Below are 14,041 nucleotides of genomic sequence, written 5' to 3' on the forward strand. Positions count from 1 at the left end.
CGCAAAATGGGTATAGAGCCCGACCGTCTCGCCGGCGTCCGACATCACTGCCCAGGAAATGACAGCTAAAATTGTCGTTCAACCTTCGCAATTGCCGTCATATTCGGTTACCATAAGGGTAACGAACTTGTTATAATGAACCGAAAGCCGCCATGCAGGACCCGCTGCGGCACATCGGATCGGAGGCCTGCTCAATGAGCGAGAACACGAAAACGAAAACCTACGGAATAACAAACCGCACCGATACATATGTCGTCTACGAATTGACGGACAGCGCGACGGATTCCAAAGTGACCGTATGCCCGCAACGCGGGGGCATCGTCATTGGCTGCCGCCTGAACGGCGAGGAGCTGCTCTATCTCGACCGAGACACCTTCATTGACCCGGCTGCGAACATTCGGGGCGGGATTCCGGTGCTGTTCCCCATTTGCGGCCAGCTTCAAGGCGGCACCTACGAGTGGGAAGGACAAACCTACCGCATGCGCAACCACGGCGTCGCCCGCACTTCCGCGTGGGAAGTCGTAAACGCCTACGCGGACGAAGACGAAGCCGCGCTGACGCTCGAGCTTCACAGCAACGAGGAGACGCTCGCATCGTATCCTTTCGAATTCGAGCTTCATTTCACCTATCGTCTCAAAGCGGGCAAGCTCTATATCGAGCAGTCCTACAACAACCTGTCCGAGCGGGATATGCCGGTACAGGCCGGGTTCCACCCTTACTTTATATCGGCTGACAAGCAGCTCAAGTACACATCCGATGCCACCAAGGCACTCGACTACAATGACGGTCAAGTCAAGCCGTTCGAAGGCGCGTTCGACCTCGGCAGCCTGGTCGAATCGGTCGCGCTTCTCGATCCGAAGACGCCGGAGATCTCCTTCCCGTCGCCGTCCGGACGCAGGATCAAGCTGAGCTACAGCGACGTATTCGGCGTCGTCGTGTTCTGGTCCGTCGAAGGCAAGCCCTTCGTCTGCGTCGAGCCTTGGACCGCATTGAACGAAGCGTTTAACCGCAAAGAAGGCCTCATCCTGGTGCCGCCGGGTGATAGTCTGGACGCGGACTTCACGATCGAGACCGAAGTTTAAAGCGAAGCTCGTGAAAATTGCGACCGTACTGCAAAGCGGCCTGCCGCGCCTGATCATCCTGAGGGATGAAGAGGGCGGCAGGCCGCTTTTTACGGTTCAAGCTTCAGCATGGCGCCCGCCGCTTCAAGACGGGCGCGCCATGCCGGCAGGCAAAGCGCCTTGAGATAGGCGTACAGGCTGCGTGCGAGGATGCGATCCGGGATCGGCTGGCCGATCTCCTCGATCAGTCTGCCCGCCGCCTCGAGCAGGTCGGATCGGCGTTCGGGCGCGAGCTCCTCCGGACCGCTTTGTTCGACGGTACGGACGAATTCGCGCAGCGCGGCGCCGTACTCGCCGTCCAGTCCGCGCTTCGTCTCCTCTTCGTCCATGAGCGGCGCGGAGCCTCGTCCGGCAAATCCGGCCATCACGTCGTCGAGCCGTTCCAGCAAATAGTCCCCGACTCGCTCGCCTTTCATTTTCCGCTTTTCCAGCAGACAGGTGTGCATGACCTCGTTCAGCATGCCGCTGAGCAGATGCGCGCCATCCCGGCCGTATGCGGCGGCGGCCTCGCCATAGATCGCGACGATATACTGACGCTTCCACATCAACAGCCGATGTCGCAGCTCGTGCAGCAGCTTGGACTTCTGCTCCTGCCCGATATTGGCCTGCGGCTCCTGCATCAGCATCATGAGAAAATCCCAATTGTTCTGGAAGTACTCGAAATGCCGTACGAGCTGCAGCCTGAACTGCTCGCGCGGGCCGAGCTGCCGCTCATCCGGCAGCACGGCAAGCTCTGCCATCATCTGCTCGACGAAGTGCCAGATGACGGCCAGCAGGAGTTCTTCCTTGCCTTTGAAGTAAAAGTAAATCGAGCCCTTCGCCATCCCCAGTTCGTCGACGATCTCCTGGATGGACGTTGCGTGGAATCCCTTCCGCGCAAAGCAGCGCATGGCCGCTTCGATAATCTGATGCTTGCGGGCATTCATATCGGACCCTCCCTTGCGGAAGAAGCTAGCTTCAACCTTAAACGCTCGGCTTGGACTTGCGGCTCAGCTTCGCGCGCAGCTTCATCAGCGTCTCGTAAGCGATCGGCACGATCAGCAGCGTGAGCAACGTGGAGCTGACCAGGCCGCCGATGACGGTGACGCCAAGCCCCTTGGAGATGATGCCCGCGCTCTCGAAGCCGAACGCGAGCGGCAGCAGCGCGCCGATCGTGGCGAGCGCCGTCATGAGGATCGGGCGCAGACGCGTGCCCGCCGCTTCCAGGATCGCTTCCCTTGTGGAGAGGCCTTCCTGCTCTTTGTGAATGACCCGGTCGATCAGGACGATCGCGTTGGTGACGACGATGCCGATCAGCATGAGCGCGCCCATGAGCGCGGATACGCTGAGCGTCTCCCCCCGTCAGCCAGAGCGCGACCAGGCCGCCGATGATGGCGAACGGCAGCGAGAACATGATCGCGAACGGCGCCAGACCGCCGCCGAACGTCAGCACGAGCACCAGGTAAACGATCGCGATCGCCGCGGCCATGGCCAATCCGAGCTGCGTGAACGTCTCGTTGATCTGCTCGGTGACGCCGCCGTAACTGATCTCGACGCCTTCAGGCAGCTTCAGCTCGTCGACTTTGTCTTGCAAGTCGGACGAAGCCTTGGCGACGTTGGACGCCGTGATCTCGGCGCTTACCGTCGCGACCAGACGCCCGTTCTCCCGCGCGATCGAATTCGGCGCCGTGCCTTCCTGGACGTCGACGACGTCCTTGATCGGCACTTGAATGCCGAGCGGCGATTGCAGCTTGACGTTGCCGATATCCTCGATGCCGCCGTAGGTCGCCGTTTCCTTTTCCACGAAGACGTCGTACTTCTTGCCGTCCTCTTGGATCCGGGCCAGCGCTTGGGACTGCTGCTTCGGCATAAGCGCCATCGCGACTTGGCCGGCCGTCAGGCCGTATTGGCTCAGCTTTTGCTGATTCGCCGCGAGCGTATACTGTTCGTACGTCTTGGACAAGCTCGTATCGACCTTCTTGAAATTGCTGTCTTTCTTCATCAGCTCGGCGACTTGATTCGCCGCCGTACCGACAGCCGTCAGGTCGTCGCCGTAGATGCTCATGCTGAACGTGCTGCCGCCGACGCCGCCGGAGAAGTCCATCTCCGACCACGTTCCTTCAGGCACAAGCGCCTGCAGGTCTGCGACGAGCTTCTCCTTTTTGTCGGCGAAATGCTTCGTCTCGTTTTTGAACTGCAGGTAGAACAGACCGCTCTTGGATGGTCCGGGCGACAGCGGGTTGCTGCCACCGATCGAATACTGCATGTTCGTGATATCCGAATCCTTGAGCAGCGCCTCTTCCACCTTGAGCGCGCGCGCCTCGACGTCGGACAGCAAGGCGCCCGGTTCCGGCGAATAGGTGATCATCGTGTACTTCTCTTCCTCTTCGGGGAGGAAGCTCGCGCCGATGACCGGGATCAGGAACAGGCTCGCGACGAGGATAACGACCGAAATGACGACCGTGATCACCTTGTGGCGCAGCGCGGCGGACAGAATCCGGCGGTAGCCCAGCGCCATCTTGCCGGGCTTGTCCTCGTGGCCATGCCCTTTGCCCGGCTTCACGCCGTTCTTGAACAACGTGTGCGCCAGCATCGGCACGACGGTAATCGCCACGAGCAGCGAGGCGAGCAGGGCGAATACGATCGTAAGCGCGAAGGGCAGGAACAGCTGACCGACCATACCGCTGACGGTACCGAGCGGCAAGAAGACGGCGATCGTGACGATCGTCGACGACATGATCGGCATGAACATCTCGCGCGTCGCCTCCAGCACGAGTTCCTTGCCTCTTAGTTTTTCGCCCGTAAGCGACATCCGCCTGTATATATTTTCAATGACGACGATCGAGTCGTCCACGACCCGGCCGATCGCGACCGTCATCGCGCCCAGCGTCATGATGTTAAGCGTGATGTCGAACTGCTTGAGCAGCAGCACGCCGATGATGAGCGACAGCGGGATCGACAAAATGGAGATCAGCGTAGTGCGGATGTTGCGCAGGAAAAGCAGGATGATGATGACCGCGAACAGCGCGCCGAACAGCGCCTTGTTCAGCATCGTCTCGACCGATTTTTCGATCGGCTTGCCCTGGTCGAGCAGCGTCGTCAGCGACAGATCCGGATGGTCTGCCTTCAGTTCTTCGGCCTTGTCCTTGACGGCGTTGACGACATCGACCGTGTTGGCGTCATTCGACTTGACGATCTGGATGCCGATCGAGTCCTTGCCGTTGGTGCGGGATACCGATTCGGATTGGGATACGAGCTCTACGCTGGCGAGATCGCTCAGCTTGACGGTCGGGATGCCCGCCGCCGCGCCGGCTCCGTTGCCTGCGCCTGCCGCGCCGTTGCCTGCCGCGCCGTTGCCGACTGCGCCTCCGGCAGCGCCGTTAGCGCCATCACCGCCTGCCGCAGCGCCGCCTTGTCCGGCTCCCGATGCGCCCGAGCCGGCCGATGCGGGCACCGCGGGGATCGCGAGGTTTTTCAGGTCGTCCAACGTGACGATGCCGCCGTCGACGAGGATCGATTTTTCCGACTTGCCCATGGTGAAAATGCCCAGCGGCACTTCGACCGCGGACGCCTGGATCATCTGCTCGACCGAAGCTTCGGTCATGCCGAACTGCGCGAGCTTGGCTTGGTCGAAGGCCAGCTTGACCTCTTTGACCGATTGGCCCGAGATCTGCACGGACGCCACGCCCGGGATATCCTCGAGCGCCGGCTTCACGACTTCGCTCACGATCTTCGTCAGGTCCTCCAGGCTGCCCTCGCCCGATGCGCTGAGCGACATGACCGGGAACGTATTGATCGAGAACTTGGAGATCGTCGGCGTCTGCGCGCCTTCGGGCAGCTTCGCCGCCGCGATCGCTTCGCGGACGTCGCTCATCGCCTTGTCCATATTTTGGCCAAAGTCGAATTCGAGATTGATGTTGGATACGTTCGACATCGACGTCGACGTCACGTTCTTCACGTTCTCGACGCTCTGCAGGCGCTGCTCCAGCGGCTCCGTCACTTGCTCGATGACGCCTTGCGGGGCTGCGCCCGGCAGGACCGTCGTGACGCTTAAATACGGAAACGACAGGTTGGGCAGGCTCTCCTGCTTCATGTTCAGACCGGAATACAACCCGGCCACGAGAACGATAATGGTGATCATCCAGACGGCGAATTTGTTTTTCAGCGAAAACCCGATAATACTCCTCATGCACTCCGCTCCTTTGATCTCTTTAACCGCCGACACGAGCATGGCGTTAGGATCGCAACGCCGCGTCCGCACGCTTCTTCTGCCATCCTATCGAACGACCGTTCAAATGTCAATTAGCGCCAGTGAACCACGTTATTCTTACTTCCATCGCTAGATAATAAATCCGCATTCAATTCCATTCGAACAATCGTTCAAGTCGATGGCCGACACCTTTGTATACGCCGTCTTCGGCAAAGCCGTTTCAGATTTAACGCGACGTGATATGGATCCGACCTTCCTGGCCCGCTCGACAAAAAGACGCGCTCCGCCGGCAGCCGATCCCCGGAAAAGCGCGTCCATCCTGTATATTGTCGTAAGGCGGTCAAACCGGCATAGCCCTGCCCGTATAATCGACGAACCAAGTCTCGGCCGGCACTTCGGTCGTACCCTCGACGAGGTCGATAATGCCGAGCGCGCTCTCCGCCGGGGACAGCGGCGCCGCCTGTCCGCCCATGTCCGTGCGCATCCAGCCGGGATGAACGGCGAGCGCCCGGATGCCTCTAGGCTTCAGCTCTTCGTTCAACTGCTTCGTGAACATCGACAGCGCGATCTTGGACAGCGCATAAGGGTAGTCTCCGCCGTACGCTCCCGCAAAGCTGCCTGCATCCGAGGCGACATGCACGACGATCTCCGCACCCGACATGCTCTCTCGCATGAGCGGCGTCAGATGCTTGGCCACGATCAAAGGGCCGTAAAGATTCACTTCGAACGTACGCTTCAGATCGTCCATCTCCAGGGAGGCGATGCCGCCGCTTCGGCCCAGCAGGATGCCCGCGTTGTTCACGAGCGCATCCAAGACGAAGCCTTCGTCGCGAAGCTTCGCGGCGAGCGCCCGCGCCTGCGACTCCTCCGATACGTCGAGCGTCTCGATGCGGACGAGACCCGGATAGCGTTCGGCGAGCTCCGCAAGACCGTCTCCCGCGCGGCCGGCGTCGCGCACGCAGGCCGCCACCGCATGGCCGCGGGCCGCCGCGAGCTTGGCAAGCTCGTATCCGAGGCCGCGCGCAGCTCCCGTGATAAGCAGGTTCATCGATCGTTCTCCAGCAGCTCGACCAGCAGCTTCAGCTCGGACGACGTATCCATATAGGCATAGCGCCCGCCCGTGTACTCGCCCTTCTGCAGCAGCTTGTGGCCGTGGCGGCCGAGCAGCTCGACTTTTTGCTGCATGCCTTCGATGACGAAGGCGATATGGTGAAAGCCCTCGCCGTCGCGCTCGAGCGACTCGCGCCAGGTGCTCGGGTGCTCGTCGGGTTCGATGAGCTCGAGCTGCAGCGAGCCCATGTCGAAAAACGCCAGCTTCGCCCGCGCCTGCGAGGGCTGTCCGCCGTACTCGGTGCGCGCGACCTCGGGCGCGTCCGTCCAGAACCAGTGGGGCTTGTCGACGCCGAAGAAGTCGGCGTACGCTTGCGAGGTTTTCTCGATGTCGCGGACGACCAGACCGATTTGCGTAATCGTTTTGTTGCCCAGCAAGTTTTTCTCCACGTTCAATCGCTCCTCTGTCACTTGTTTTCTGCCGCCTAATTTCTGCCACTTATTCTGTGTCTCTGATTGACGATTGACCGATCGGACGGCAGGACTCCCGCCGAATAAGCTTGGATCTAGACATGTAACGAATCGCCGTGCCTTCGGCGCCTTCGATATGGCCGATCACGTAGTCCGTCAGGCTGCGCATCATCTCGCCGAAATCGATCGCCACCGTCGTCAACGCCGGCTTGTACCTGGCGCTCAGCGCGTGATCGTCGAAGCCGATGACGGACATGTCCGCAGGCACCGACATGCCCGCCTCCTGAAAGGCCCGGATCGCGCCGAACGCTATGCTGTCGTTGGCCATGATCATCGCCGTGGGCAGCCGCTTCTCTTCTTCCAGCAGCTTGCGCGCCGCCTGGTAGCCGGCCTCTTCGTGGAAGGATCCCGGCCGCACCCAAGGCTCGCGCACCTCCAAGCCGTGCTCGCGCATCGCTTGCAGGAAGCCGTTGTACTTGTCGATGCCGGAGTAGCGGTTCATGTCGCCGTTCACGATGCCGATATCGCGATGACCCAGCTCGGAGAGATAGCCGACCGCCAAGCTCATGCCATAGGCATTGTCGAAGTTGGCGACGATCCGGTTGCCTTCGTTCCTGTCGGGCAAGTGCTGGTCCACGACGCCGATCGCAAAGCCTTCCCCGATCAGCTCCTCGATGAGGGGCTCCTCGTTGGCCGCGCCGATGAAGATGCCCCCGTCCACGCGCCGCTGGTAAAAAGCGTCCTTGACGCCCCGCACGTTGTCCGCGTCGGACGTGCTGCGGATAATATAGGTCAGCACGTAGTAACCGCGCGCGGACGCATGCTCGACGACGCTCGCCAGCAGCAGGTTCGTGAGCATGTCGCCCGATACGCGGCCGGCTTCGATGACGAACAGGCCGATCGTCCTCGTGCCCTTGCCCGCGAGCACCTGCGCCGACAGGTTCGGCACGTAATGGTAGGCGTCGATGACCTCCATGACCTTCCTGCGCGTCTCGGGCGGCACGTTGGCGTAGTTGTTGATGACGCGGCTGACCGTGCTTCGGGACACGCCGGCAAGCCTTGCGATCTCGACCGAGTTGATTTCCGTTTTCTTCATGTATAGCCATCCTTTTAGAACGCCAATCCGGGGTTGTAAACGCGTGTTTACATTGTTATTCTAACGAATCCGCAATTCGCGGTCAATCCCCTGCTTGCCGTCTCGACATTGACAATATATATTGCCTTCATGTATTATAATATATTAGACAAGTGTTAACCCTCTTATTTTTCCTCTCAATAGGGGTCGACCCCCCTCCCGTTTCCACATCATTCCTTTTTACCAAGGCTGCTGGAAGGACACGAATTCAAGACTGGCGCGGTCATCGGAGCCGCAAGAACGACTGAGAGGCAGGGCTTTCGTTGCTTTCGTGCATGTGATTTACAGGAAGAATTGCGCGGTTTCGCTTGTATGGCAAGTTCAATAGCATAGCAATACAAATCAGACCCCCGCAGGTACCCTGCGGGGGTCGTCCAATTGGGACGGAGTCCGTCCGCGCGCGAACGCGGACGGACGCGCGTTAGCCGACGATCATGTGCATCTCGGCTCCGGCTTCCCCTTCGGGCAGCGGGTTTTTCGGCTTGGAGAGCAGCACGCCGAGCACGAGGCCCACGACGGCGACGCCCGTCAGCACGAGGAATGTAAAGCCGAACGCATCCGCGTACGTGTGCAGATCGGGTGCCTGCAGTTGCTTGTCGACCATAATATCCTTCATTCGCGATGCGGACAGCGTCGTGAGACCTGCTACCGCGAACGACATCATGACCTGCTGCGCGGCGTTCGTGAGCGAGGTCACGCGGCCGACGAGATTTTGCGGAGCGGATTGGATCAGGTACGTATTGAGCGGCATCATGAACAATCCCATTCCGGCGCCGAGCAAAGCCAGCGGCAGGATAATCGCGCTCACGCCGGCGTCTGCGGAGATGCCGGACAGCAGGAAGGCGGACGCCGTCGTGACGATCATGCCTGCGAGCACGAGCGGGCGGGCGCCGAACTTGTCGCTCAGCTTGCCGCCGATCGGCATCATGATCGCAGAGGCGAGCGCTTGGGGAATCATGATCAAGCCGGTCTCGAAAGGCGAGTATCCCTTAGCCTGCTGCAGGAAGATCGGGACGAGGAACATCGTGCCGAACAAAGCGATCTGCGATACCCACTGGACGATGATGCCGCGGGTGAACGTGCTGGAGCGAAATACCCGCAGTTCGAGCAGCGGATCGCGACGCCTGAGCTCGACGATGATGAACAGGATAAGCGCGACAACGCCGATGCCGATGCCGGTCAGCGTCGTTGACGCCGTCCAGTTGTTGCCCGTGGCCACCGTCTTGCCGCCCTCCGACACGCCGTACACGAGCGCGGCGAACGCGATCGGCGCCAGGATGATGCCCAGCATATCGAGCGAAGCGACGGATTGGCGATCCATCTTCGGCAGCGTGCGGATGCCGAGCAGAATGCCGATGACGCCGATCGGCAGGTTAAGCAGGAAAATCCATTCCCAGCTCGCGTATTCGACGAGCCAGCCGGCGATGACCGGGCCGAGCGCAGGCGCGAGCAGAATCGGGATGCCTAGCATGCCCATGACCTGCCCGACTTTGCCCGGAGGCGACAGCCTGTAGATAAACGCCATGGCGATCGGGCTCACGACGCCACCGCCGAGACCTTGAAGGATGCGGAAAGCGATGAGCATCTCGACCGAATTGGACAGCGCGCACAGGATCGATCCGATCGTGAACAAACCGATCGCGATCAGGAACACCCGCTTCGCGCCGAAGCGGTCGGACAGCCAGCCCGCGAGCGGAATGACGGCGGCTTGCGCCAGCGCGTAGCCGGTGACCGTCCATTGGACGAGCGACAGGCTGTTTTGTTTGAACTCGACCATCAGCTGTGGCAGGGCGACGTTCACGGCGGTCCCGTCCAGGATGACCATGAAAATGCCGACGATGATGGCGATCAGCGGCGCGAATACATCCCGAATGGATGTCGGCTGACCTGGCGATGCAGCATTGGCTTGCATTGTAGCGCTCCACTCTCCCTTGAGTCGCCGCTCGCCCCCGCGCCTCTCTTCGACCTATCGCGCCGTTGACCGCCGCTTGGCTTCAACGTTACAATAGATTCATTCAAGGCCATAAAGGGCCGCGGCTTCTTTAAGCGGACAGATGTCCGCTTTTCATTGCCATGTTACCGGACAATTGTCCGTTTGTCAACGCGAAATTCTAATCATTGGAAGGAGCGTCCCTCGATGATCAAGCCACGCAAGCGCAGCGACGCCGCCGAGAATTGCCGCCTGATCCTGCAGGCCGCGAAGAAGCTGTTCGCGGAGCAAGGCGTCCAGACGGTCAGCATGCATCAGATCGCCAAGACGGCCGGGGTCGGGCAAGGCACGCTCTACCGCTGTTATGCCCATAAGGGAGATCTGTGCGCGGCGATCGCCGAGCAGGTCGGCATGGATACGGTGAAGCAGCTGGAGGCTTTTCTACTGACCAACAAAGACTTGCCCGCCTCCGAGCGGATCGGCGGCGTGCTTCAATACATTATTCAGTTCATCGACGAAAAATTTCAGCTGCTGCTGCCGATCCACACGGTCCATGACTGCGAGGACGAGTCCGCCTTCTTTCGCTCGCCGATGTACCGCCTGGTCTGGGATAAGCTGACCGGCCTGTACGCCGAGCTGGAGCCGGGATACGATGCTAGCGCAGCTCCCGCTCAGGAGGCGAAGGCGGCGGGCCGGGAGGAACGCGACGCGGCTTGGCAACGCGCATCCGCCAAAGCGCATATTCTCCTCAGCTCTCTGAACCCCGCCGGCATCATTCACATGCGCGAAGGGATGGGCTTGGACCGGGAGCAGATCACGCGATATTACTGCGAGCTGTTCGCGCGGTAGCGGGCGATGCGCCGCGGTTTCGCGCCGCAGATAAGCGCATCTGCGCCACAACGCCATCGCCATACAAAAAAGCTGCATCTCCGTCGCGACGACGGGGATGCAGCTTTTTCCTTAAGAGCTATAATACGAACGCTCCGCCACCGGCACTTCTCTGGCGAGCCAGCGCTCGGCCAGCATGACCGCGGGCAGCGCCAGCTCGACGAGCGCGATCGCGGCGACGAGATCGAGCAGGACGTGCTGCTTGATGAACTGCGTCGACAGGATGATCAGTCCGGAGCCGATGCCGACCAGCGTCAGGCTGCGGCGGGTCTTGAAGCTGCTGCTTGCCAGCATGCGGAACACCATGTAGCTCGAGAAGCAGTGAATGCTCGGAAAGCAATTGAACGGCTGATCCCGATGATAAATATAAGCGACAAGACGAGTCAGCGGATCGTGCCCGACAAGATCCGGTCGGGGCACGGTCGTCTGAAAGACGCTGTAGACGAGGTAGCAAACGAGCGCGCAGATCGTATATGTCGCGATGGCGCGATAGAACGTTCGGACGTCCTTGACGAAAAAAGAACAGCACGCACGCGTAGATATAAACGATCCATACGGAATACGGCACGGCGAACCATGAGACGAACGGAACCGCGCGGTCGAGCGGCGTTACCAGCTGCCAGACGTGTCCGCCCCCCCGGTTCACGGCCGCGTAAATCATGCCAAGCACCGGGAATACGAGCATGGCGAGCAGCGGCGCGAACCGCTTGAAGGACGCCATCCGAATTGTTTTCATGCAGATCCCCTCCTCGGGACGGCTATTTGCGGTCCGGCAGGGATCGCACGTACCCGTCGGACATGCTGAGCAGCTTCATCGCGTTGTCATAGTTGGCGCGGCTGTCGCCGCCCGGCGTCTCTCCGCCGTCCTGGAAGCCGAGCGTGCGCCCGTCCTCGAAGCCCGTGCCGGAGATGAACATGCCGCTGTCGTCGATATAGGAGCCCGTCGGCAAATAATAGCGTTCCGGCAGCATATTCCCGGTTGAATTAAGCAGATCTTGGCCAAAATGAAGATGATCGGACATCGACAGGCCCGCGAGATTCGCGATCGTCGGGAAAATATCGGATTGCCCGCCCAGCGTGCCGACCGTGCGGTGCTCCGCCGCCCCTGCAGGCAGCTTGACGAGCAGCGGAATATTAAGCATGTCGGTCAGCACGTAATCGCGGCCGAGCAGCTCCTTCATGAGCTTCTTCTCGCCGGCCGTCAGCGAGTAGATCGGCAGACCCTGATGGTCGCCGTACAGCACGATCGTCGTGTCGTCCCACAACCCGCGCGCCTTCAGATCGGCGATCAGCCCGCCGAGGGCGAAGTCCGCGTAGTTCTGCGCGCGGATGTAGTCGCCGACGAGCGTGCCCTTGAAGCGGTCCGGCAGCTCCATCTTGTACTTGCGGGACGGAATCTTGTACGGATGATGGCCGGACATGGAGATCAGCTGCGCGTAGAACGGCTTGCCGCTCGCCGCCATCTCCGCCAGCTTCGCGGTGGACTTGGCGTACAGCACTTCGTCGGAGGCGCCGAACATGACCGTGTCTTCGTCGCCGAACAGCTTTTTGTCGTAATACGTCTGCCAGCCGAGCGCCGGATACAATTCGGTACGGTTCCAGAACACGGCGTCGTTCGTATGGAACGTCGCGGTATCGTACCCGTTCGCGCCGAACAAACGCGGCATGCTCGGCAACTCCTTGCCCGCGTACTCCTGCGAAGCCGCGCCGTGGCTCGGCACGAACATCGACGTGTTCACGACGAATTCGGCGTCCGCCGTATTGCCCTGGCCGACCTGCTGGTAGAATCGGTCGAAGTACAGGCTGTCTCCGACCAGCGCGTTCAGGTTCGGCGTGATAACCTGACCGTCCACGGACTTGCCGATCAGGAAGTTCTGCAGCGCCTCCATCTGGACGACCAGCACGTTTTTCCCGCTCGCCTTGCCCCAATAGAGCGGCGTGCCGGACGGCGGCGTGTAGCCTTTAAGCTGGTCGATCTGCGACTGCGTCATGCCCGAGACGTCGACGTGCTCGTCCTTGGAAGGCGCGAACGCAGCATAGACTTCATAGTTGATAATTCCCATTTTCTCCGCCTGCACGACCTCGTTCATGCTGTGCCGGTAGGGCCAGACGGTGAAGATGCATGCGGCCAGCGCCAGCACGCCGATGACGGACAGCACGCTGCGCCGTTCGCGCACCTTGAGCCCGCGTCCCCAGGCGCGGAACGACTTGCTCAGGCACAGCAGGAGCAGCAGCGCGACGAAGTCCGTATAGATGAGCAGAAAATACGGATGGAGCAGCGAGAAGACGCTCCCCCTTGACCTCGGTCACCTGGTTGACCTGCTGAAGCGCGTGATAGGTGACGATGACGCCAAAATATTTATAATACATAATCACGGCAAAATAGACCGACGTCAGAACGCCGTTCGCCGTCAAATACAAGCCGAGCTTGCGCCTGGGCGCGAGCAGTTCGATCAGGCAGAAGACGACCCACACGGACGGCAGCCCCGTCGCGAGCGGCAGCCACAGCCGCCAGCCCTCGAAGATGACGTACCCCGCCAGGTACATCTTCAGAATCATCAGGAGGGAAAAAAGCACAAACGGCTTCGTAAGCCAAAACCGCACCCGTTGCCATGCCATCATAGAATACAAGACCGTCCCTCTATTTAAATGTAAAACGCTCGCCTAAGAGGCCGATTAATGTAAACTGCAAGTTAACCGGACCAACCAAAATCAACTTCATCATTATAGTCCTTTGCCGCCTTCAAATAAAGCGATGCATGCAATTGCCAGCCGCCGACGGAATCGGGCCTGCCGCACGCTTCGCGCTTGGTAAAAATAAGCTATAATGTGGACATACGAAAGGAAGTGAGCGAACATGGCCATTCGGTATACAAGACCCTACGACGAGATTCTGGATGAGCTCTCCGAGGCGCTGGCGACCATCCCGGACTGCTACGATACGTTCGAGATGGAGGCGCAGGAGTGGGCGGACTTGACCCAGGCGGAAAAGGACGTGTGCATCCGCACGCTGGCCGACGATCTCTTCTACGTGTTGGGCGCGGAGAAGTCTGCAAGCGCTGGCTCCGGCAGCGTCGAGTACGACAAGGCGCATCATGTCATCAAGGTCGTGTCGACGCCGCAGCTCGTTCATATCGTGGGCCTCAGGGAAAAGGCCTGACGCCGTCCCGATACTGTAAATCCGCTCGCAAAAAGCCCTCCGCCAGATACGGCGCGAGGGCTTTTGCGCATTGGAAATGAAGTTTAACAACTAGGCG

The 14,041-nt window shown here is 60.3% G+C and carries 11 protein-coding genes and 1 pseudogene; 3 read left to right on the top strand and 9 right to left on the bottom strand.

The window, feature by feature from the left end:
- Window positions 1–194 precede the first annotated feature (194 nt).
- Entirely contained in the window at window positions 195–1,082 is an 888-nt protein-coding gene (locus OMP38_RS19340; RefSeq protein WP_277566547.1) for an aldose epimerase family protein, read from the top strand.
- Window positions 1,083–1,171: 89 nt separating this feature from the next.
- On the opposite strand, the gene OMP38_RS19345 is transcribed toward OMP38_RS19340, so the two are convergent.
- From OMP38_RS19345 to OMP38_RS19370, 6 genes and pseudogenes are all read right to left on the bottom strand, one after another.
- Entirely contained in the window at window positions 1,172–2,047 is an 876-nt protein-coding gene (locus tag OMP38_RS19345; RefSeq protein WP_277566548.1) for a TetR/AcrR family transcriptional regulator, read from the bottom strand.
- Between the two features lie 37 nt (window positions 2,048–2,084).
- Window positions 2,085–5,289: pseudogene (locus tag OMP38_RS19350) on the bottom strand (efflux RND transporter permease subunit).
- A gap of 361 nt (window positions 5,290–5,650) precedes the next feature.
- Window positions 5,651–6,358 (bottom strand): SDR family NAD(P)-dependent oxidoreductase, encoded by a 708-nt coding sequence (locus OMP38_RS19355; RefSeq protein ID WP_277566549.1) that lies wholly within the window; start codon window positions 6,356–6,358, stop codon window positions 5,651–5,653.
- The gene (locus tag OMP38_RS19360; protein WP_277566550.1) at window positions 6,355–6,810 is read right to left on the bottom strand and encodes a VOC family protein; all 456 of its coding nucleotides are present in this window, start codon (window positions 6,808–6,810) and stop codon (window positions 6,355–6,357) included. The genes OMP38_RS19355 and OMP38_RS19360 overlap by 4 nt, the downstream gene beginning before the upstream one ends.
- A gap of 49 nt (window positions 6,811–6,859) precedes the next feature.
- The gene (locus OMP38_RS19365) at window positions 6,860–7,927 is read right to left on the bottom strand and encodes a LacI family DNA-binding transcriptional regulator (RefSeq protein ID WP_277566551.1); all 1,068 of its coding nucleotides are present in this window, start codon (window positions 7,925–7,927) and stop codon (window positions 6,860–6,862) included.
- A gap of 460 nt (window positions 7,928–8,387) precedes the next feature.
- On the bottom strand, window positions 8,388–9,878 hold the full coding sequence (locus tag OMP38_RS19370; protein ID WP_277566552.1) for a DHA2 family efflux MFS transporter permease subunit: 1,491 nt from the start codon (window positions 9,876–9,878) through the stop codon (window positions 8,388–8,390).
- Window positions 9,879–10,103: 225 nt separating this feature from the next.
- Here OMP38_RS19370 and OMP38_RS19375 point away from each other — a divergent pair, with 225 nt between their 5' ends.
- A complete protein-coding gene (locus OMP38_RS19375; RefSeq protein WP_277566553.1) occupies window positions 10,104–10,745 on the top strand; it encodes a TetR/AcrR family transcriptional regulator in 642 nt (213 codons plus the stop codon).
- A 111-nt stretch (window positions 10,746–10,856) separates the two neighbouring features.
- Here OMP38_RS19375 and OMP38_RS19380 read toward each other — a convergent pair whose 3' ends face one another.
- The 3 genes from OMP38_RS19380 to OMP38_RS34835 form a co-directional block, all read right to left on the bottom strand.
- Window positions 10,857–11,204, bottom strand: a complete 348-nt coding sequence (locus OMP38_RS19380; RefSeq protein ID WP_477100077.1) for a phosphatase PAP2 family protein — start codon at window positions 11,202–11,204, stop codon at window positions 10,857–10,859.
- A gap of 338 nt (window positions 11,205–11,542) precedes the next feature.
- Entirely contained in the window at window positions 11,543–12,874 is a 1,332-nt protein-coding gene (locus tag OMP38_RS19385) for an LTA synthase family protein (RefSeq protein ID WP_338130588.1), read from the bottom strand.
- On the bottom strand, window positions 12,828–13,406 hold the full coding sequence (locus OMP38_RS34835) for a hypothetical protein (RefSeq protein ID WP_338130547.1): 579 nt from the start codon (window positions 13,404–13,406) through the stop codon (window positions 12,828–12,830). The genes OMP38_RS19385 and OMP38_RS34835 overlap by 47 nt, the downstream gene beginning before the upstream one ends.
- A 235-nt stretch (window positions 13,407–13,641) precedes the next feature.
- Here OMP38_RS34835 and OMP38_RS19390 point away from each other — a divergent pair, with 235 nt between their 5' ends.
- On the top strand, window positions 13,642–13,944 hold the full coding sequence (locus tag OMP38_RS19390; RefSeq protein ID WP_090118071.1) for a hypothetical protein: 303 nt from the start codon (window positions 13,642–13,644) through the stop codon (window positions 13,942–13,944).
- Window positions 13,945–14,041: the final 97 nt, after the last annotated feature.

The sequence above is a fragment of the Cohnella ginsengisoli genome (assembly GCF_029525555.1).
Lineage (GTDB): Bacteria > Bacillota > Bacilli > Paenibacillales > Paenibacillaceae > Cohnella > Cohnella ginsengisoli.

Bases quoted from the DNA above. Each gene is read 5' to 3' on its own strand.
- OMP38_RS19340 (WP_277566547.1), top strand. From the start codon at position 195: ATGAGCGAGAACACGAAAACGAAAACCTACGGAATAACAAACCGCACC.
- OMP38_RS19345 (WP_277566548.1), bottom strand. From the start codon at position 2,047: ATGAATGCCCGCAAGCATCAGATTATCGAAGCGGCCATGCGCTGCTTT.
- OMP38_RS19355 (WP_277566549.1), bottom strand. From the start codon at position 6,358: ATGAACCTGCTTATCACGGGAGCTGCGCGCGGCCTCGGATACGAGCTT.
- OMP38_RS19365 (WP_277566551.1), bottom strand. From the start codon at position 7,927: ATGAAGAAAACGGAAATCAACTCGGTCGAGATCGCAAGGCTTGCCGGC.
- OMP38_RS19370 (WP_277566552.1), bottom strand. From the start codon at position 9,878: ATGCAAGCCAATGCTGCATCGCCAGGTCAGCCGACATCCATTCGGGAT.
- OMP38_RS19375 (WP_277566553.1), top strand. From the start codon at position 10,104: ATGATCAAGCCACGCAAGCGCAGCGACGCCGCCGAGAATTGCCGCCTG.
- OMP38_RS19385 (WP_338130588.1), bottom strand. From the start codon at position 12,874: ATGAACGAGGTCGTGCAGGCGGAGAAAATGGGAATTATCAACTATGAA.
- OMP38_RS34835 (WP_338130547.1), bottom strand. From the start codon at position 13,406: ATGATGGCATGGCAACGGGTGCGGTTTTGGCTTACGAAGCCGTTTGTG.
- OMP38_RS19390 (WP_090118071.1), top strand. From the start codon at position 13,642: ATGGCCATTCGGTATACAAGACCCTACGACGAGATTCTGGATGAGCTC.